Here is a 20,614-nt window from a genome sequence, read left to right on the forward strand (position 1 = left end):
GTCACTAATTGGCGTAGGATTGTACTGAACCATAGAGTGTTTGATATAGTCCTTCTTGCTCAACCAGTTCTCTATGTGTGCCAGCTTGGCTAACGCGTCCATCTTCCAATACATAAATCAAATCTGCTTGTTTCACTGCTGAAAGTCTGTGAGCGACTATCAAAGTGGTTCGTCCTTTTAAAAACTCGTTCAATGCCTTATGTAAGGCACTTTCTGTTGCGGTATCGAGTGCTGATGTCGCTTCGTCTAAAATGACGAACTTGGGATTACTTAACACCATGCGTGCAATCGCTAAGCGCTGACGCTGACCACCAGAAAGGCGAATACCATTGCGGCCAATTTGAGAATCCAATCCATGATCCAGCTTACTAATCACATCCTGCATTTGCGCAATTTCAAGAGCGCGCCACAGATCAGCTTCATCATGTTCACCGCCTAGGGTCAAATTGTGCCTTAAAGTGTCATTAAAGAGTATAGGTTGTTGTAGAACAACAGCAATTTCCCCACGGATAACATCGAAACTAATGTCGTCACATGTCTCGCCATTGAAACGTATTTGCCCTGAATTCGCTCGATAAACACCTATCAGCAGTTGTATTAGAGTCGATTTTCCTCCGCCACTTGCTCCGACCAGTGCAACTTTTTTACCGGCTGGGATATTAAGAGACAGATCATTGAGGACATTGTTCTCACCGTTATATGAGAAATTGACGTTCGAAACGGTCACTTCAACCTCTTTGTCATCCGTGAAAGGATTCACTTTACTCAGCGGGCGATGCTCTTCTTCCAAATCAAGTAGAGTGTTGATTCGTCCAAGCGCGGCTTTGGCGCTATACCAAGAAAATTGAATGCTTAACAGTTCCTGTACAGGTGAAAGCATGAACCACAAATAGCCAAACACTGCAAACATCTGTCCAATAGAAAGATCACTGAACACCACCATGAGCATCGCCGCCGCTCTGAACAACTCGAAGCCAAGCAAAAACAGAAGGAATGATAAGCGGCCAGCCGCTTCTGATTGCCATGCATATTTGTCAGCACTTAAACGTACTTCATTGGCCTGTTGTTTTAACTCAGTAAGAAATTCACGTTCTTTGTTGGCTGCTCTAAGCTGATAAATGCCATCGAGGGTTTCTACCAATCTGTTTTGAAAGCGTTCAAAGGCTTGGTTTTCTCTTTTTTTGAGGTGTTTGACTTTACTACCAAGCAAACGCGAAAAGTAAACCACGACAGGGTTTACCAATAAGATGAAGAGACCTAAGCGCCACTCAATCCACAGTAAAACAATCGCGGTTCCGCTGACGGTCAACAGGCCAATAATAAATTTACTTAACGTCGAACCAATAAATTGGTCTATGGTTTCAATATCCGTAACCAAATGGGCATTTATTCCGCCGCTTCCACGAGTCTCGTATTGTTTTATGCTAATTCGCCCCAACTTATCTATCATCTTGCTGCGCATCTGATAGGTAATGGTTTTAGAGACAAGCGTGAACTGTCGGCTTTGTAGAATGTTGAGCATCTGACTCGCCGCTCGCATCAGAACGACAAGCAGTAGAGTGAGGATGATGTAACCTGTTGCCGTTTGCCAAGACGTCGGCAAAACACGATTCATCATCTCGATACCGGTTGAAGGCTGGTTTAGCAGCACTTCATCAACCATGAGAGGCATAAGCAGTGGGATAGGCACACTGATTAACGTTGCAACAATCGCAATTACATTGGCAAACAATAGCTTGGATTGATGCTTTTTCGCTTGTGTTATTAGCCAAGAACGGCTAATAGTGTTTGTGGAATTTGCCATCTTTATGAGAATGAATCCTATTTAGTTTTGGCGCATTATATGTAAAACCTTTAGGTAATCAAAACTTAAAGGCATTTAAAACCTAAAGTGAAGTCTTTATTTTTCAATTGGAAGTTTAGTTTATATGAAATTAGAACATTACCACCGCTTAACAAAGCAAGCTGTCGCATTACTAGAATCAGAAAAGGATTTGATTGCGAACTTGTCTAATTTAAGCGCACTACTCAACATGGAATTAGAAGACCTTAACTGGGTCGGCTTTTATCTAATGAGAGACGGTGAGTTGGTATTAGGTCCATTCCAAGGCAAACCTGCTTGCGTACGTATTCCGGTAGGACGCGGTGTATGCGGTACAGCAGTTGCTTCTAATAGTGTACAACGTGTTTATGATGTTCATGAGTTTGAAGGACATATCGCGTGTGACGCTGCCAGCAATTCAGAGATTGTTATTCCATTTTCAATTAATGGAGAGGTAGCTGGTGTACTTGATATTGACAGCCCAAGTGTAGGTCGTTTCTCTGAAATTGATGAAGAAGGTCTTACATTTTTGATGACAGAAGTAGAAAAGCTGCTCAATTCACAGGCTAACAAGGCATAAATTGTCTTTTGCCTGTGGTTTTTCGTATTCAGGTCACTATAATACCGAACATATTTACTCTTAATGCTCGCGGACAAGCCGCATAAACCAGGAATCCTCATGGAAAACACTGAAAAGTTAAAAAACAGCAAAGAAGTTATTGCGTACATTGCTGAATGTTTCCCTAAATGCTTTACTTTAGAGGGTGAAGCGAAGCCTCTTAAAATTGGTATTTTTCAAGATCTTGCTGAACGCCTTGGCGAAGATCCAAAAGTTAGTAAAACTCAGCTTCGTGCAGCTTTAAGACAGTACACTTCTTCATGGCGTTACCTACACGGCGTAAAACCTGGTGCTGTTCGTGTAGACCTAGACGGAAACGCTTGTGGAGAGCTTGAAGAGCAACACGTAGAACATGCACAAGCAGCGTTGGCAGAAAGCAAAGCTCGCGTTGACGCTCGCCGTAAAGAACAAGGTAAAAAAGCTCGCGATGAAGCGAAAGCTAAGCCAAAAGCTAAAAAAGCAGCTCAGCCTCGCCGTCCTCAAAATAAAGGGCCAAAACCAGAAAGTAAACCTGTTGAGACAAGAGCTTTGAATACTGACGAAATCGTTGTCGGTAAAGAAGTGAACATCAACATGGGTAAAGGCAACATGGCAGCGACCATTGTTGAAATCAATAAGGAAGACGTGCGTGTTCAACTTGGTAACGGCCTACAAATGGTTGTAAAAGCGGAGCACTTGCGCGCCTAAAGGAGAAACTCCTACGCATGAAATGCCGTTCAAAATGGACTCTGATTGCTGCTAGCGTTTGGCTAGCAGCAGCTTCAGCTCAGGCTGTTGAAGCCCAAATTCAAAAGAAAGATTTACCAGTTCTTGCTCCTGAAGCTCAACATGAAACAGCAAGTAAAAGGGTAACTTCTCGTTTTACTCGTTCTCACTACAAGCATTTCAATCTCGACGATCAATTTTCTCAGGAGATTTTTGAACGTTACGTTGAGCTTCTTGACTACAACCGCAGTCTTTTCACTCAAGCTGACATCGATTCTTTCCAGTCTAAAGCTGTTCAATTAGATGATGAACTCAAGGCAGGTAGCAACGCTATTGCGTTTGAAATCTATAACTTGTCTATGATTAAGCGTTTTGAACGTTTTAAATATGCTTTGTCATTACTCGATAAAGAAATCAAATTTAATACTGATGAAACTATCGAAATTGATCGTTCTAAAGCGGCTTGGCCGAAAGACAAAGCTGAAATTGATGAGTTATGGCGCAAGCGCGTAAAATACGACGCTTTGAGTCTAAAGCTGACAGGTAAAGAGTGGCCTGAAATCAAAGACACGCTGTCAAAACGCTACAACAATGCTATCAAACGCCTAACTCAAACTCATAGTGAAGATGTTTTCCAACTTTACATGAATGCGTTTGCTCGCCAAATTGATCCGCATACCAGCTATCTATCACCACGCAATGCCGAACAATTCCAGTCTGAGATGAGCTTATCTTTGGAAGGGATCGGTGCTGTTTTACAAATGACGGATGACTACACGGTTATTTCTTCGTTGGTTACTGGTGGCCCAGCTGCAAGCAGTAAGCAATTGTCGGAAGGTGATCGTATTGTCGGCGTTGGTCAGGATGGTGAAGATATTGTTGATGTGATCGGCTGGCGATTGGATGACGTTGTTCAGTTAATCAAAGGTCCGAAGGGCACTAAGGTTAATCTTGAAATTCTGCCTGATGGCAAGGACGTTAAACGTCACGTTGTAACAATTGTTCGCGATAAGATTCGTCTAGAAGACAGAGCCGTTAAATCAGAAGTGATTGAAAAGGGCGGTAAAAAGATTGGTGTTCTTGAAGTACCAAGTTTTTATGTTGGCCTTTCTCAAGATACCGATAAACTGATTACTCAGTTAAAAGCGGACAAAGTGGACGGTATCATCGTTGATTTACGAAATAACGGTGGCGGTGCTTTAACAGAAGCGACGGCATTATCTGGTTTGTTTATTACCAGTGGCCCTGTTGTTCAAGTTCGTGACAGTTATGGTCGTGTAAATGTAAACAGCGATACCGACGGAAAGATCAGTTATTCAGGTCCAATGACGGTATTGATCAACAGCTACAGTGCCTCTGCATCTGAGATTTTTGCTGCGGCAATGCAAGATTATGGTCGTGCGATTATTCTTGGCGAGAACTCATTCGGTAAGGGTACGGTACAGCAACACCGCTCTTTGAATCATATCTACGATATGTTCGATAAAGAGCTGGGTTATGTGCAATACACGATTCAGAAGTTTTATCGTATTGACGGCGGAAGTACGCAAAACAAAGGTGTAGTACCTGACATTGCGTTCCCTGCTGCAATTGATGCTGCTGAAACCGGAGAGAGCGTCGAGCCAAATGCGCTTCCTTGGGACAGCATTGATCAAGCGAAGTATTCTAAACTTCACGATTTCTCAGCACTTATAGCTTCATTGACGCAAAAGCATCAGCAACGCATTGCTTCTGATCTTGAGTTTGGTTTTATCCAACAGGATATTGCGAAATACAAAGCGGAAAAAGATGACAACGCTCTGTCTTTAAACGAAAAAGCTCGTAAGAAGAAAAGTGATGAAGCCGATGCAGAACGCTTAGCTCGAATTAACAAACGTCAAGTTGATGCTGGAAAAGCAGAATACAAGAGTTTGGATGACGTGCCGAAAGATTATGAAGTGCCTGATGCGTATTTGAACGAATCGGTAGCCATCATGGTTGATATGCTGAAGTCAGCGAAAAAATAGAAAATTCAAAGTAATAAAAAAGGCGAGCTGGTTAGCTCGCTTTTTTCATGCCTAAAATCCATATGCAACTTAATGTGATGTGTATCAAATAATTTAGCGAAATCTAACATGCGATCCTAAGCTTAAAAAAAGTGAGGGAGATCGCTATGAGATGGATAACCGTTATTTTTGCCTGTATTGCTTTGACGATAACAGGCCAGTCCTTTGGTTCAATGAATGGGCCAATTAAAGATTTAACCCAGTTTGACCAGCCGTTTCTGCTTGGGGACTGGTATCTGTTAAATCCCGCTCCCGAGGAATCGGAGGAGAACTTCCTCGCCATCAAGCTGAGTTTTGAGTCGGACTATACCTTTAGCATTGATATTCAGAAGAAGGATTACAGTGTCGACCATTGGGAAGGTATGTATACGGCAAACAGTGATACGCTGATTCTCGGTTTAAACAGCGATGATCCTCAGGTATATGAGTACAAAAGTAACCACAACCTGCTGTTTTTAAATGGTGTGACCTTTACTAAAGCTTTACCTAATGCATTAGCAGGAATGTGGTCGAGCACTTCACTCTCCGGACAAGACTTTTATGCCGATAAGCTTACGGAAGTGTTACTCATTCTTCAGCCTGACTTTGTGTTCCTGTTTAAAGCCAGTGGTAGTGACGGAAACGAAACCACTCATCAAGGTGTCTATTACATGGAAGGGGATCACCTTGTTTTGTTGTATGAAGACGGTGAACAAGATACGCGCTATACGCTACAGCAGGATCAGTTAACTTTGGATATGGAAGGCGGTTCTATGTACGCAGTTTTAAATCGGATTCGCTAACCGCGACATTCGAATGTTTATTAACCAGTTGAAATCTATTTATAAGAGATAGCCAGTGATGGGTATCTCTTTTTTTCTTTTAGGGGTTGTTATTGGCAATAACAAGCCTAAGATCTGTAACTGTCACATATCAATATGTCAAAAGGATTCCGGCAATGGCTCACACACCTCAAGCCAAATATCGTAAAGATTATACTCAACCATCCCATACCATTTCTCAAATCGAACTGACTTTCGATCTGTATGATACAGAGACGACGGTGACTGCTGTTTCACAAATTAAACAAATGAAGGACAGCACAACCTTAGTTTTGGATGGTGAAGATCTTAAGTTACAAGCGCTGAAAGTAAATGGCGTTGATTGGAGCGAATACACTGAGCTGGAAGCTGGCTTAGAAATTCGTCAGCTACCGGCGGAGTTTGAGTTAACGGTTGTTACTCTGATCAACCCAGAGGCAAACACTGCATTAGAAGGTTTGTATAAATCCGGCGGCGCGTTCTGCACGCAATGTGAAGCTGAAGGTTTCCGCAGAATTACCTACTATTTGGATCGCCCGGATGTATTAGCGAAATACACAACCACGGTCATTGCAGATAAAGCTCAATATCCATACCTGCTCAGCAACGGTAACAAAATTGAACAAGGTGAAGCAGAAAACGGTCGCCATTGGGTGAAATGGCAAGATCCGCATCCAAAACCAGCTTACTTATTCGCTTTGGTTGCCGGTGATTTTGATGTTCTGCGCGATAAATTTGTTACTCAGTCTGGCCGCAATGTAGATTTAGAAATCTTCGTTGATAAAGGCAACCTAGACAGAGCGCACCACGCGATGGTTTCTCTGATTAACTCAATGAAGTGGGACGAAGAACGTTTTGGTCTTGAGTACGATTTAGATATCTACATGATCGTTGCGGTTGATTTCTTCAACATGGGTGCAATGGAAAACAAAGGGTTGAACATTTTCAACTCGAAGTTTGTATTGGCCAATGATCAAACGGCAACAGACACGGATTATCTTGGTATTGAAGCTGTGATTGGTCACGAATATTTCCATAACTGGACAGGTAACCGAGTGACTTGTCGTGACTGGTTCCAGCTAAGCCTGAAAGAAGGCTTAACGGTATTCCGCGATCAAGAATTCTCTTCCGATTTAGGTTCTCGTGCCGTGAACCGTATCAACAATGTTCGCATTATTCGTGGCCCTCAATTTGCTGAAGATGCAAGCCCAATGTCGCACCCAATTCGTCCAGATAAAGTGATAGAAATGAATAACTTCTACACCTTGACTGTGTATGAAAAGGGCAGCGAAGTGATTCGAATGATGCATACTTTGCTTGGTGAGGAAGGTTTCCAAAAAGGCATGAAGTTATACTTCGAGCGCCATGATGGTACAGCTGCAACGTGTGAAGATTTTGTCGCTGCGATGGAAGATGCATCCGGTGTTGATCTCAAGCAGTTCCGTTTATGGTACAGCCAGTCGGGTACACCAACGGTATCCGTAAGCAGCGAATACAATGCTGAAGCAAAAACGTATGCGCTAACGGTATGTCAGTCGACAGAGCCAACGCACGATCAAAAAGAGAAGCAGCCTCTGCATATTCCTTTTGACGTTGAGCTTTATGCAAAAGACGGAAGTGTGATTCCTTTACAGAGCAAAGGTAGTCCGGTTGCAAATGTGCTTAATGTAACTCAAGCAGAGCAAACTTTTGTATTTGAGAGCGTTACAGAAAAACCAATCCCATCGTTACTAAGAGAGTTTTCTGCGCCAGTGAAGTTGGAATATGACTATTCGGATGAAGAGTTAGTATTCTTAATGTCCAATGCGACTAACGAATTTGCACGTTGGGATGCTGGTCAAATATTAATGGCTAAGTATATTCGTGACAATGTAACTCGTGAGCAGCAAGGACAAAAGGTTGAATTACCTGCTGTTGTTGTCGATGCATTCCGTGGTGTTTTACTGAGTGACTCTTTAGAGCCTGCATTTGTTGCCGAGATGCTCTCACTTCCGAGCCATAACGAAGTGTCTGGTTGGTACAAGTGTGTGGATGTTGATGCAATTGCTAAGGTGCTTAAAGCATTCAAAGTTATTCTTGCGACTGAACTTGAAGATGAACTAAGTGCAACATATCAAACGCTAAAACAAAATGAATACACCATTAGCCATGAAGCCATTGGTAAACGCGCGTTGCGTAATATCTGTTTGTCCTATCTAGCGTACACCGAGCAAGGCAATGCTTTAGTGGAGAAACAATACAACGAAGCGAACAACATGACTGATACTATCGCAGCCATGAGTGCGGCGAACAGTGCAGGGCTTGCATGTCGTGAAGCCCAAATGGCGGATTACAGCAATAAGTGGAAACACGACGGTTTAGTGATGGACAAGTGGTTTACTCTGCAAGGCTGCAATCCGGCGAGTGATGCACTAGAAGTGATTAAGAAAACGATGAGTCATGAAGCATTCAGTTTGAAGAACCCAAACCGTACTCGTAACCTGATTGGTGCTTTCTTAAATAACAACCCAGTTAACTTCCATGCGAAGAGTGGTGAAGGCTATCGTTTTGCGGGCGAAATACTTCGCGAGCTCAACAACAGTAACCCTCAAGTGGCATCACGTTTAATTGACCCTCTGCTTAAATTCCGTAAATACGATGAAGAGCGCCAAGGATTGATTAGGAAAGAACTTGAAGCGTTAAAAGCGATGGATAATTTAGCGCGAGATCTTTTTGAAAAAGTCTCTAAAGCACTAGAAGATTAACAGCAGGTAGTGGTGGCATTTCGATGCCACCTTTTTTATTTCTAAACCACAATTCATCGCTGCGGTGATTGGTCTATGAAGCAATACTATTTTTCACTCAACATCTCGTATCAAGCTTATTTGGCACATTATTCGGGAGCGGCAAGTTCCATTTTAGTTGCAACAGAGCAGGGATTGCGTTTGCAGTTGCCAGCATCAAGATTTCGGCCATTTCTTAGCCAAATTGGAGTAAAAGGTCGATTTAGGCTGATAACTGACCAAAATAACAAGTTTATAAAGTTAGAAATGCTATGAAGAAAGTTATTGCCAGATGTTTAAATAGGAATCTTAGTCACATTCTCAAACATTTGGCTGTGTGGAAATGTTAAAAATATTAACGTTTAATTCCTAAAACTTTTACAATAAACCATGCATTACCAGCGGTAGGTTATATCCTTACTGCATCCCCTACAAAACATAATTCTAATCTGGAGTCGCCTATGACCGCGCGTGAGACTTTGATGCCGGTTCTACTTGAAAAAGTTTACCAACTGATTCAAGACAAACTTGAGCAAAAACAACAACCTTTGGTTACTCAACTCGCTCAACATTTATTTAGCAATGTATCGCAAGATGATTTAGCTGAACGAAATGAATCGGATTTATACGGTGCAGTTGTCAGCCTTTGGCATCATATCTGTGAGAAGAAGAGCGATGATTACTCTGTTCGAGTTTTCAACCCAACGGTAAGCAGACATGGTTGGGAGTCTACCCACACTATTGTCGAGATTGTTGTTCCTGATGGTCCTTTCCATGTTGACTCTATTAAGATGGCGCTAAGCCGACTAGATTTAACCTCCCATCTAATGCTAAATGGTCCTACTCAAATTGATCGTGATGATAAAGGCGCAATCAAGAGTATCAATAACGGAGAAGGGCCTCTTCAGTCTCTGTTCCATATTGAAGTCGATCGTTTGAGCAATAAAGCAGAGATGAAAACTCTTCAGGATGAACTGCTAGATATTCTGCTTGATACCGCTCTGGTCGTTAAAGACTGGAAACCTATGGTAAACAAACTGGATCAAGTTATCAGTCAACTGGAAGCAAATGCAGATCGTCTCCCAGAGTCTGATCGTTTCCAGGAAACCATGGCGTTCTTACGTTGGTTGGGTGATCATAATTTTACCTTTATGGGTTACAAAGAATACGATCTTGTTGAGGTTGAAGGTGATACAACACTGAAACCTACTGAGGAAGCAGGGCTTGGACTTTTCTCACAAAGTGATCGCGTTCGTTCAGTAAAACTATCTGAGTTTTCAGATTCAGCCCGTCTAGAAGCGAAAAAAGCCTACTTATTAATTCTAACTAAAGGCAATAAGCAATCTCGTATCCATCGTCCGGCGTATACCGATTACATCGGAATTAAAAAGTTTGATGAAAACGGAAAAGTGGTCGGCGAGCACCGCTTTACAGGTCTGTACACATCAGCGGTATATAACCAAGCCGTACAAAGCATTCCTCTGATCCGTGAAAAAGTGGAACGTATACTCAGCGCTAGCCGCTACCGTGTTGGTTCATACGCTTATAAAGCACTGCACAATATTCTAGAAAACTACCCACGCGATGAACTTCTTCAAGCGACGGAAGAAGAACTACTAGAAGTTGGTATGGGTGTTGTACAAATGCAGGACCGAGATCTTCTACGTCTGTTTGTACGCAAAGACCCGTTTGGCCGTTTCTTTAGCTGTATGGTGTATGTAACAAAAGAGCGTTACAACACTGAGTTGCGTCGTCAGACTCAACGCATTTTTAAACAGTATTTTGGTTGTGAACAAGAAGTTGAATTCACAACGTATTTCTCTGAAAGCCCACTTGCAAGAACCCATTACATCGTTCGTGTTGATAACAACAATATGGACGTGAATGTGAAGAAAATAGAGCAAAACTTAATGGAAGCATCAACAACTTGGGATGATCGTTTGTCTGAAGCGATCGTGGCGAACTGTGGCGAAAGCAAAGGTTTACCACTTTCAAAACAATACCTTCATGCATTCCCTCGTTCATATAAAGAAGATGTAATGCCAGCTTCTGCAGTTGCAGATATTGAGCGCCTTGAAGCACTCAATGAAGAAAACAAACTGGGCATGCTGTTCTACCGTCCGCAAGAAGAAACCAAAGATTCTAAAGCGGTACGTCTGAAATTGTATCACCGTGATGAACCTATCCATCTTTCTGATGTGATGCCAATGCTCGAAAACTTGGGCTTGCGCGTAATTGGTGAATCGCCATACGAAGTGATCAAATCAAACGGTCAGGTTTATTGGATCCTAGATTTCTCAATGCTTCATAAGAGTGAAAACCAAGTTGATCTTCGTGAAGCTCGTGATCGTTTCCAACAAGCATTTGCGGCTATTTGGTATGGCGATCTGGAAAGCGACGGTTTCAACCGTTTAGTTCTAGGCGCTTCTTTAACAGGCAGAGAAGTCTCGATTCTTCGTGCTTACGCTCGTTATATGCGTCAAGTGGGTTTCCCATTCAGCCAACAATACATCGAAGATACATTGAGTCACTATCCTGATGTGGCGAAAGGCCTGGTGGATCTGTTTGTTCGTCGTTTTGATCCTAAATACAAAGGTGCTCAAAAAGGTCAAACTGAGCTGATTAACAAGATCACAGAACAGTTAGATCATGTAGAAAGTCTTGATGATGACCGTATCATTCGTCGCTACATGGAAATGATCCTAGCGACGTACCGTACCAACTACTACCAATTGGATGAAGATAAGCAACCAAAACCTTGGTTAGCATTAAAGATGAAGCCAAAAGAGATCCCAGAGATTCCGGCACCTGTGCCTGCTTTTGAAATCTTCGTCTACGCACCAGATATTGAGGGTGTGCATCTACGTGGCGGCAAGGTAGCGCGTGGTGGCTTGCGTTGGTCTGATCGTCAAGAAGATTTCCGTACTGAAATCCTTGGTCTGGTAAAAGCGCAGCAAGTTAAGAACACAGTGATTGTACCTGTAGGTGCAAAAGGTGGCTTCGTTTGTAAGAAACAGTACCTGTACAACACTCGTGATGAAATTTTCGCTGAAGGTCAGCGTTGTTATAAACGCTTTATTCGTGCGCTATTAGACGTTACAGACAACATTGTAGAAGGCGATCTTGTTGCTCCTGTGAATGTCGTTCGCCACGATGAAGACGATCCATATTTGGTTGTTGCGGCAGATAAAGGTACTGCAACATTCTCTGACCTTGCTAACTCGGTTTCTGCGGAATACAACTTCTGGTTAGGTGATGCTTTCGCTTCTGGTGGTTCGAATGGTTATGACCACAAAGCGATGGGTATTACCGCGAAAGGTGGCTGGGAATCTGTTAAGCGTCATTTCCGCGAAATAGGCATTGATTGTCAAACCACAGACTTCACTGCTGTTGGTATCGGTGATATGGCGGGTGATGTATTTGGTAACGGTATGCTGCTATCAAAACACATCCGTCTACAGTGTGCATTTAACCACTTACATATCTTCATTGATCCAACACCTGATGCAGCAAGCAGTTGGGAAGAGCGTAATCGCTTGTTCAATCTTCCACGTTCTAGCTGGGAAGACTACAACCCTAAACTGATTTCTAAGGGCGGTGGCATTTTCTCACGTAAGGCGAAATCTATTACCTTAACGCCTGAAATTCAGAAGATGTTAGGGACGAAAAAAGGATCTGTTGCTCCTAATGAGCTGATTAAGATGATCCTTTGCATGGAAGTTGATCTGTTATGGAATGGCGGTATCGGTACTTACGTTAAGTCTTCGCGTGAAACGCACACCGATGTAGGTGATCGTGCGAACGATGCACTGCGTATCGATGGTCGTGACCTCAACGCTAAGATTGTCGGTGAAGGCGGTAACTTAGGTATGACTCAGCTTGGACGTGTGGAATACGCACTGAAAGGCGGCCGAGTGAACACCGATTTCGTTGATAACGTTGGTGGTGTGGATTGTTCAGATAACGAAGTGAACATTAAGATCTTCTTGAATGGTCTGGTTGCAAATGGTGACATGACGATCAAGCAACGTAACCAAGTGCTTGAATCAATGGAAGACGAAGTTGGCGCAATCGTAATTGAAGATGCGTATGTTCAGTCAGAATCGATTTCAGTGACCGAGCAACAAGGTGTCGCTGTCGTTAAAGAACAGGTTCGCTTTATTCACCAACTGGAGAAAGCAGGGCATTTGGATCGTGCACTGGAATATATTCCTGATGACGAAACACTGCTTGAACGTGAAAAACTTGGCCAAGGTTTAACGCGTCCAGAGCTATCTGTACTGGTTGCCTATGGCAAGATGGTGTTGAAAGACGAATTGGCTTGTGAAGAAATTGCGAATGACGAGTTCCATGCTCAGCAATTAATGCAATACTTCCCAACTGAGTTACGTCGTAACTATTCACAACACATGCAGAACCATCCACTACGCGCTGAAATTATTGCAACAGCGCTTGCGAATCAGATGGTTAACGAAATGGGTTGTAACTTCGTTACTCGTTTGCAGGAAGAAACAGGTTCAAACGCTGTCGATATTACTAATGCATACGCTGCTGCCCGTGAAATCTACAAGTTAGGTTCAGTGCTTGAAGAAGTTCGTAAGCTGGATAATAAAGCTGATGCATTAACGCAATACGAAGTGATGTTCCATGTTCGCCGTACTTTGCGCCGTTTATCTCGTTGGTTGCTACGTAATCGTCCGGGCAAACAATCAGTTCGTGACTTGATTGAGTTGTACCAAGCAGATGTAGAAGCTATCGCCAACAAACTTGATGATGTGCTTGTGGCTGAAGAAGTAGAAGAGCACAACGTTATGGCTAAGGCTTGGATCGAGAAAGGTATCGAACCTAAACTGGCTAACTATGTCGCTCGTTTGTCTAGCTTACACTCAGTACTGGATATATCTACAGTGGCTAAGGAAAAACAGAAAACAGTTGAGCAAACAGCCAAACTGTACTTCAACCTTGGCGACCGTCTGTCTCTGCACTGGTTCTTAAAACAGATTAATAACCAAGCGACAGACAATAACTGGCAAGTACTGGCTCGTGCAGCATTCAGAGAAGATCTGGATTGGCAGCAACGTCAACTAACTGCACAAGTACTTAACTGTGAATGTGCAAGTGGTGAGTTGGATGTTATCAAAGCGCTGGAAGAGTGGATGGAAGCAAACTCAGTCTCTTTACACCGCTGGGAAAACATCCTCAATGAGTTCAAAGTCGGTACAGTCCATGAGTTTGCGAAATTCTCTGTTGCATTAAGAGAATTGATGCTGCTCAACTTAAACTGCCAAGCGGTTGAATAAAGTTTGAATTGTTAGCCGAATAAGACAATAATTACGCCCCGTTTAATCGGGGCTTTTTTCTATCGGAGGCACAATGCTCTACCGCTTAGCCAGAACTGGCTTTTTCAAATTGGATGCTGAAAAGGCGCATGATCTTGCCATCCAAAACTTCAAACGTTTTACCGGCACTCCTCTTGATCTCTTCTATCGTCAACATCTCCCTAATCGACCAGTTGAATGTATGGGATTAACATTCAAAAACCCTGTTGGCCTTGCGGCTGGTCTTGATAAAAATGGCGAATGTATTGATGCATTTGGTGCTATGGGTTTCGGATTCGTAGAAGTAGGGACAGTCACTCCTCGTCCTCAATCAGGAAACGACAAACCGCGTCTTTTCCGTATCATTCCAGCAGAAGGGATCATCAACCGTATGGGTTTTAATAACCTAGGCGTTGATAACCTGGTTGAGAATGTAAAGAAAGCCAATTACGACGGGATTATCGGTATCAATATCGGTAAAAATAAAGACACACCAATCGAAAAGGGTGCGGATGACTATTTGATCTGTATGGAGAAGGTTTATCAGTATGCAGGTTACATTGCTGTAAACATCTCTTCGCCAAATACACCTGGACTACGCACTTTACAGTACGGTGAAGCACTCGATGAACTATTAGCAGCGCTGAAGGAAAAACAAGCTGAACTTGCTAGCAAGCATGATAAGTATGTTCCTTTAGCTCTTAAAATTGCACCAGATCTGAGTGATGACGAAATTAAGCAAATTTGTGCATCATTACTTAAGAACCAAATCGATGGCGTCATTGCTACCAACACTACTTTGGACCGTTCTTTGGTTGAAGGTATGAAACACGGCAATGAAGCGGGTGGGTTAAGTGGTAAACCACTTCAATCTCGCAGCACTGAAGTGATCAAATGTTTATACCGTGAGCTAGGCGATCAAATTCCGATTATTGGTGTTGGTGGTATTGATTCATATGTTGCTGCTAAAGAAAAATTGTTGGCTGGTGCAAAACTTGTTCAAGTTTACAGTGGTTTCATTTACCAAGGTCCACGTTTGGTTGCGGACATAGTAAAAAACATCTAGTTAGTCTCGCAGCGTATAGATTTATGCAAAAGTGACAAGGTAATGTAGAGAGGGAATGAGCAAATCATTTCCTCTTTTTTTTTGTTTTTCCTCTCTTAGAATGAACTTCAGTTAGTTGGCAAGGGTAATTAAGCGTTTTACCTAAATAGTCTGATAAAAAATATATAGAGAGTCAGGACAATGCTTAAACCGAGTGACAAATGGAATTGGTACTACTCAGATAGTGAAGGCTATCTGATGCTAGAACTGGGTGAGGATATGGTGTTTCGCACCAACCTTAGCAGCAATCTATTAGTAGATTGTGCTTTTGCATCTAATCAGTTTACCGTTGATGACGCTTCCGACTATCAAACCTATAAGGAGCGCATCGATTGCTTAAATCTGATTGAGCCGCGCAAAGTAGAACTCGTTCTATATTGTGTAGCCGCTAAGCGCTTCCATAAACCGGTTCAACCTAAGAGCTGGTTCTTCGACTATCAAAGCAGTGGTTATTCTCCAGAAGAGGGTGAAATTGTCAGCTTGGTTAACAGTAATGGCCAAGGCTATTTCATCGTCCTAGAAGTGGGTGACAGTGCAAGTCTTTGTGCACTCGTTGACCTTGAAGATTTTGCTCTAAACGGTTCAAAGCAATTGCGCTTTGGACAGGTTATTAAAGTCATGCATGATCGAATGGCTTCAGCAAATCAAATTTTGCTACCTCAGCCTATGGCGATGGTAGGTTAATTTTCCCTAGTATTTTCGTTCCTTTGTTTCATTTCCCATCGGCGTAAAGCCGATTTTTTTTTTGCCTCAAATTTCTCAGCGACAGGCAGGGTAACTTACGTTGCTGCTATCTCATTTTTGATTCTGACAAATAAATTACATTTATTTCCCCCCAAATGTGACATCTGAATCACTCAATTATCACGCTCCAGACATGCAAAAATTCCCGTTTTAGCTGATTTTGTAACTAATTTACAGTGTAAAAATGCATCTGGTATAGTCCAATGTGTTTGTGAATAAATACTCACTATCGCTATGAGGCCTTAAATTATTAGCTTTAGCCTGATCGAACATTTACAAGGCGTTTTTTCGGGTAATAGAAAGGATGTTTTGTGTTTTTATGGATTTGGGGTGTTTAGATTTGGGCAAGCTGTCCATTGTCAGTTATAATCTGACACCATTTTTATTAGCTAAAGAACAGTATGAATCAGTATCTAGCGGTAACCTCAAACGGTCTTGAGAACCTATTAGTAGAAGAATTAACAAAATTAGGGATTTCAGACGCCAAACCTGTACAAGCAGGGGTGAAATTCAAGGCGTCAAATGAGCAAATTTACCGTTGTTGTTTATGGAGCCGACTTGCTTCACGATTTGTACGCGTTATTACAGAATTCAATTGTCAAAATGATATGGACTTGTACCTTTCGGCAATGTCAGTGAACTGGGTCAATCATTTTCACAGTTCTAAAAAGTTTGTTGTTGACTTCAACGGTACAAACCGAGAGATCCGTAACAGTCAATACGGTGCTATGAAAGTTAAAGATGCCGTAGTTGATTGTTTTGAAAAGAAAAATCTCCCACGCCCGTCGATCAGTAAAGATCATGCGGATCTTCGCATTCATGTTCGCTTACATAACGATAAAGCACTGCTTGGTATCGACATGGTTGGTGGTGGCTTACATGTCCGAGGTTACAGACCGGAATCTGGTCGAGCGCCACTTCGTGAAACGTTGGCTGCAGCAATCATTCTACGTAGTGGTTGGGATGCCTCTAAGCAATTGCTAGACCCTATGTGTGGTTCGGGAACGCTATTAATTGAAGCTGCAATGATGGCTGCAAATATCGCACCTGGACTTAAGCGCGAGAAATGGTGCTTTGAGTCACTTCAAGACTTTGAACCTGAGCTATGGGCAGAGGTGAAATCTGAAGCGAGTGTTCAAGCTAGAAGGGGTGTCAATAAAACTGACACTAAGTTTTTTGGCCTAGATAATGATAGCCGTGTACTGAAAACAGCGAAAGATAACGCTAGACGAGCTGGTGTAGAAAACTTGATTCAATTCGAGCTTGGTGATGCATCTCTACTTAAGAAGCCACAAGGCTTTGAAAATGGAGTTATTGTATGTAACCCGCCATATGGTGAACGTTTGGGAACTCATCCTGGCCTGATTGCGCTTTACACTGCATTTGGTGCTCAGCTGAAATCAGAGTTCGGTGGTTGTCAGGCGTCTATCTTCTCTAGTTCAGACGAACTGCTAAGCTGTTTGCGTATGCGCGCTGAGAAACAATACAAGCTGAATAACGGTGCGTTACCTTGTCACCAAAAGAACTACTCAATTTCAGCTCGTGAACGTTCTGAAGAAGAACAGCAGTCACAATCAACACAAATTGCTCCTGATTTCTCAAATCGATTGAAGAAGAACATTGGCAAGATTGGTAAATGGGCGAAACGAGAAGGTTTAGACTGTTACCGTATCTATGATGCCGATCTTCCTGAATACAACGTTGCGATTGACGTTTATCAAGACCAGTTAGTTATTCAAGAGTACGCAGCACCTAAGAATATTCCCGAAGAGAAGGCGAAACGCCGTCTTACTGACATTATTCGAGCGGCGATTCAGGTGACGGGAACAAACGCAAACAATGTGGTTCTAAAAGTTCGCGAGAAACAAAAAGGTACGTCCCAGTATCAGAAGTTTGGTCAGCAGTCTCAAACGATGGAAGTCAGCGAGTATGGTGTAAAACTTATCGTTAACTTACACGACTACTTGGATACAGGTCTTTTCTTGGATCACAAAATCACTCGCCGTAAATTGGGTGAGATGGCTCAAGGTAAAGACTTCTTGAACTTATTTGCCTACACAGGCTCAGGCACCGTTCACGCGGCTTGTGGTGGTGCAAAATCAACCACTACGGTTGATATGTCGAATACCTATCTTGAATGGGCTAAAGACAACATGAAGCTAAATGGCCAAGTAGGGCGTCAACATCAGTTTATCCAAGCAGATTGCCTTCAGTGGCTGGATCAGGCTTCGGGTCAGTATGATCTAATCTTTATCGATCCACCGACGTTCTCTAACTCAAAACGCATGGAACAGTCTTTTGATGTTCAAAGAGACCACATTCAGTTAATGAAAAACCTCAAGCGTATTCTACGCCCAGATGGCACAATCGTTTTCTCGAACAACAAGCGTCATTTTAAGATGGATATGGAAGAACTCAGTCACTTGGGCTTGGAAGCGAAAAATATTTCAGCACAAACGCTTCCGCTCGATTTTGAGCGTAACAAGCATATCCATAACTGTTGGATTGTTACTCATAAGCAGCTCTAGTAAATAATTAATAGGGAAGGTTGAGTGATCACTTTATATAGTACAGGAGGCTGTCATCTATGCGAGATGGCCTTCGCTTTACTAAATCAAGCAAATGTCGCTTCTCAAGTTGAAGTGATTGACATTGCATTCGATGAAGAACTGTTTTCTCGTTACGGGGTAACTATACCCGTTGTCTCATATCAAGGCTCAGAGCTTAACTGGCCTTTTGATTTTTCAGAATTAACTCAGTGGTTAGAAAATAATGGCATTAATTACCATTCATAACGGTTTACTGGCTTTTGGTGATCACCCTTTACTCGATCACGCAGATTTTGCATTACAAGAAAACGAGCGAGTGTGTTTGGTTGGACGAAACGGCGCTGGTAAGTCGACGTTAATGAAAATCATCGCAGGTGAAATCCTGCTGGATGATGGCAAAATGCAGGTGATGCAAGATGTTGTCGTCTCTCGTTTAGAGCAAGACCCGCCTCGTAATCAGGAAGGAACGGTTTTTGACTATGTTGCTGGTGGACTACAAGAAGTCGGTGAGCAATTAAGGATCTATAACGATCTGCTCGATCTCGTTGCCGTTGACCCATCTGAGTCCAATATTAAAAAGCTTTCTAATGTGCAAGAGCAGTTGGAACACGCAGGCGCTTGGCGTTTCGAAGACAGAATTCAAAACGTTTTGGGCTCTTTGAAGCTTGATGGTCATACGAAACTTACTGATCTATCTGGTGGTTGGCAGCGTAAAGCTGCGTTGGCTCGTGCGTTGGTGTGCGACCCTGATGTATTACTTCTTGATGAGCCTACCAACCACCTAGACGTTACGACGATTGAATGGCTGGAAGGGTTCTTAAAGGACTTCCGTGGCTCAATTATCTTTATTTCTCACGACCGTTCATTCATTAAATCTATGGCGACTCGCATCGTAGACTTAGATCGTGGTCAATTGAACTCTTTCCCGGGCGACTATGAAAATTATCTCAATGAGAAAGAAGAGTTACTGCGAGTAGAAGAGCTGCAAAACGCTGAATTTGACAAGAAATTGGCTCAAGAAGAGGTCTGGATTCGTCAGGGCATCAAGGCTCGTCGTACGCGCAACGAAGGTCGAGTAAGAGCCCTGAAAAAGCTTCGTCAAGAGCGCAGTGAAAGACGTGAAGTGCAGGGGAAAGTTAACCTGCAAATCGATGATGCTGCTCGTTCAGGAAAGATTGTATTTGAAGCAGAGAACTTAAGTTACTCGATTGATGGCAAATGCCTCGTCGATAACTTTAGTTTCAATATTATGCGTGGCGATCGCATTGCTCTGATTGGTCCGAATGGCTGTGGTAAGAGTACACTTCTGAAGCTTCTTTTGGGTCAGTTGGAGGCGGACAGTGGCCGTTTGCACTGTGGTACGAAACTGGAAGTGGCCTATTTCGATCAATATCGTGAAGTTTTAGACCCTGAAAAGACGGTAATAGACAACCTTGCTGATGGTAAACAAGAAGTGACTGTAGGTGGTCGTCAACGTCATGCATTGAGCTATCTTCAAGATTTCTTATTCGCACCTAAACGCGCAAGAACACCAGTAAAAGCGCTGTCAGGCGGTGAGAAAAACAGACTTTTGCTCGCTCGTTTGTTCCTAAGATCCAATAATTTATTGGTTCTTGATGAACCAACCAACGATTTAGATATCGAAACTTTGGAACTTTTGGAAGATTTGCTTGCCAATTATCAAGGCACTTTATTGTTAGTCAGCCACGACCGTGAGTTCGTAGACAATACAGTGACGACGAGTTGGATTTTTGAAGGTAACGGGAAAATAGAAGAGTTTGTCGGTGGATATCACGATGCTCAGCAACAGCGCTCTCAAGTGCTGCAATCGCGTAGTATCGAAAACGTCGTTAAACAAGAAAAATCGGTTGAGCCAGCTCCCAAATCGGAGCCTGCGAAGCCTAAGTCTAAGAAGTTATCTTATAAACTGCAGCGTGAATTAGAAACTCTGCCGCAAACACTTGAAGAATTAGAAGCTGAAATAGAATCAATGCAAGAGCAAGTCAACGATGCAGACTTCTTTAGTCAGTCTGTAGATGTGACACAACCAATTTTAGACAAGTTAACTGCTAAAGAGCAGGAGCTTGAAATTGCATTTGAGCGCTGGGAAGAGCTCGAAGCGATGCAACAGGATAGTTAATGGAA

The 20,614-nt window shown here is 42.7% G+C and carries 13 protein-coding genes; 12 read left to right on the forward strand and 1 reads right to left on the reverse strand.

Translation table 11 applies throughout. The features are described from left to right. Positions 1–4 precede the first annotated feature (4 nt). A complete protein-coding gene (locus HKI82_RS10125) occupies positions 5–1,804 on the reverse strand; it encodes an ABC transporter ATP-binding protein (RefSeq protein ID WP_171137907.1) in 1,800 nt (599 codons plus the stop codon). Between the two features lie 124 nt (positions 1,805–1,928). Between HKI82_RS10125 and HKI82_RS10130 the strand changes: the two genes are divergently transcribed. From HKI82_RS10130 to HKI82_RS10185, 12 genes are all read left to right on the forward strand, one after another. Next, entirely contained in the window at positions 1,929–2,402 is a 474-nt protein-coding gene (locus HKI82_RS10130) for a GAF domain-containing protein (protein WP_165311328.1), read from the forward strand. A 99-nt stretch (positions 2,403–2,501) separates the two neighbouring features. Then, positions 2,502–3,128, forward strand: coding sequence for an RNA chaperone ProQ (gene proQ, locus HKI82_RS10135; RefSeq protein ID WP_171137908.1), 627 nt, complete (start codon positions 2,502–2,504; stop codon positions 3,126–3,128). A gap of 17 nt (positions 3,129–3,145) precedes the next feature. Next, positions 3,146–5,152, forward strand: coding sequence for a carboxy terminal-processing peptidase (prc, locus tag HKI82_RS10140; protein ID WP_171137909.1), 2,007 nt, complete (start codon positions 3,146–3,148; stop codon positions 5,150–5,152). Between the two features lie 146 nt (positions 5,153–5,298). Continuing rightward, complete coding sequence (locus HKI82_RS10145; protein WP_102942144.1) at positions 5,299–5,973, forward strand: hypothetical protein; 675 nt, start codon at positions 5,299–5,301, stop codon at positions 5,971–5,973. Positions 5,974–6,128: 155 nt separating this feature from the next. Continuing rightward, positions 6,129–8,735 (forward strand): aminopeptidase N, encoded by a 2,607-nt coding sequence (pepN, locus tag HKI82_RS10150; protein ID WP_171137910.1) that lies wholly within the window; start codon positions 6,129–6,131, stop codon positions 8,733–8,735. Positions 8,736–8,810: 75 nt separating this feature from the next. Beyond that, complete coding sequence (locus HKI82_RS10155) at positions 8,811–9,029, forward strand: DUF2835 domain-containing protein (RefSeq protein WP_102942146.1); 219 nt, start codon at positions 8,811–8,813, stop codon at positions 9,027–9,029. Between the two features lie 185 nt (positions 9,030–9,214). Beyond that, positions 9,215–14,053, forward strand: coding sequence for an NAD-glutamate dehydrogenase (locus HKI82_RS10160; protein ID WP_102942147.1), 4,839 nt, complete (start codon positions 9,215–9,217; stop codon positions 14,051–14,053). 73 nt (positions 14,054–14,126) lie between these two features. Beyond that, on the forward strand, positions 14,127–15,137 hold the full coding sequence (pyrD, locus tag HKI82_RS10165) for a quinone-dependent dihydroorotate dehydrogenase (protein ID WP_171137911.1): 1,011 nt from the start codon (positions 14,127–14,129) through the stop codon (positions 15,135–15,137). Positions 15,138–15,317: 180 nt separating this feature from the next. Next, positions 15,318–15,860, forward strand: coding sequence for a cell division protein ZapC (locus tag HKI82_RS10170; RefSeq protein WP_171137912.1), 543 nt, complete (start codon positions 15,318–15,320; stop codon positions 15,858–15,860). A 461-nt stretch (positions 15,861–16,321) separates the two neighbouring features. Continuing rightward, positions 16,322–18,448: a bifunctional 23S rRNA (guanine(2069)-N(7))-methyltransferase RlmK/23S rRNA (guanine(2445)-N(2))-methyltransferase RlmL gene (gene rlmKL / locus HKI82_RS10175; protein ID WP_171137913.1), complete on the forward strand. Its 2,127-nt coding sequence runs from the start codon at positions 16,322–16,324 to the stop codon at positions 18,446–18,448. Between the two features lie 24 nt (positions 18,449–18,472). Beyond that, positions 18,473–18,715 carry a glutaredoxin family protein gene (locus HKI82_RS10180; RefSeq protein ID WP_102942151.1) on the forward strand — a complete coding sequence of 81 codons (243 nt, stop codon included), beginning with the start codon at positions 18,473–18,475 and terminating at the stop codon, positions 18,713–18,715. Next, entirely contained in the window at positions 18,693–20,609 is a 1,917-nt protein-coding gene (locus HKI82_RS10185; protein WP_171137914.1) for an ABC transporter ATP-binding protein, read from the forward strand. The genes HKI82_RS10180 and HKI82_RS10185 overlap by 23 nt, the downstream gene beginning before the upstream one ends. The last annotated feature ends 5 nt before the right edge of the window (positions 20,610–20,614 follow it).

The organism is Vibrio plantisponsor, from assembly GCF_013041605.1.
GTDB lineage: Bacteria > Pseudomonadota > Gammaproteobacteria > Enterobacterales > Vibrionaceae > Vibrio > Vibrio plantisponsor.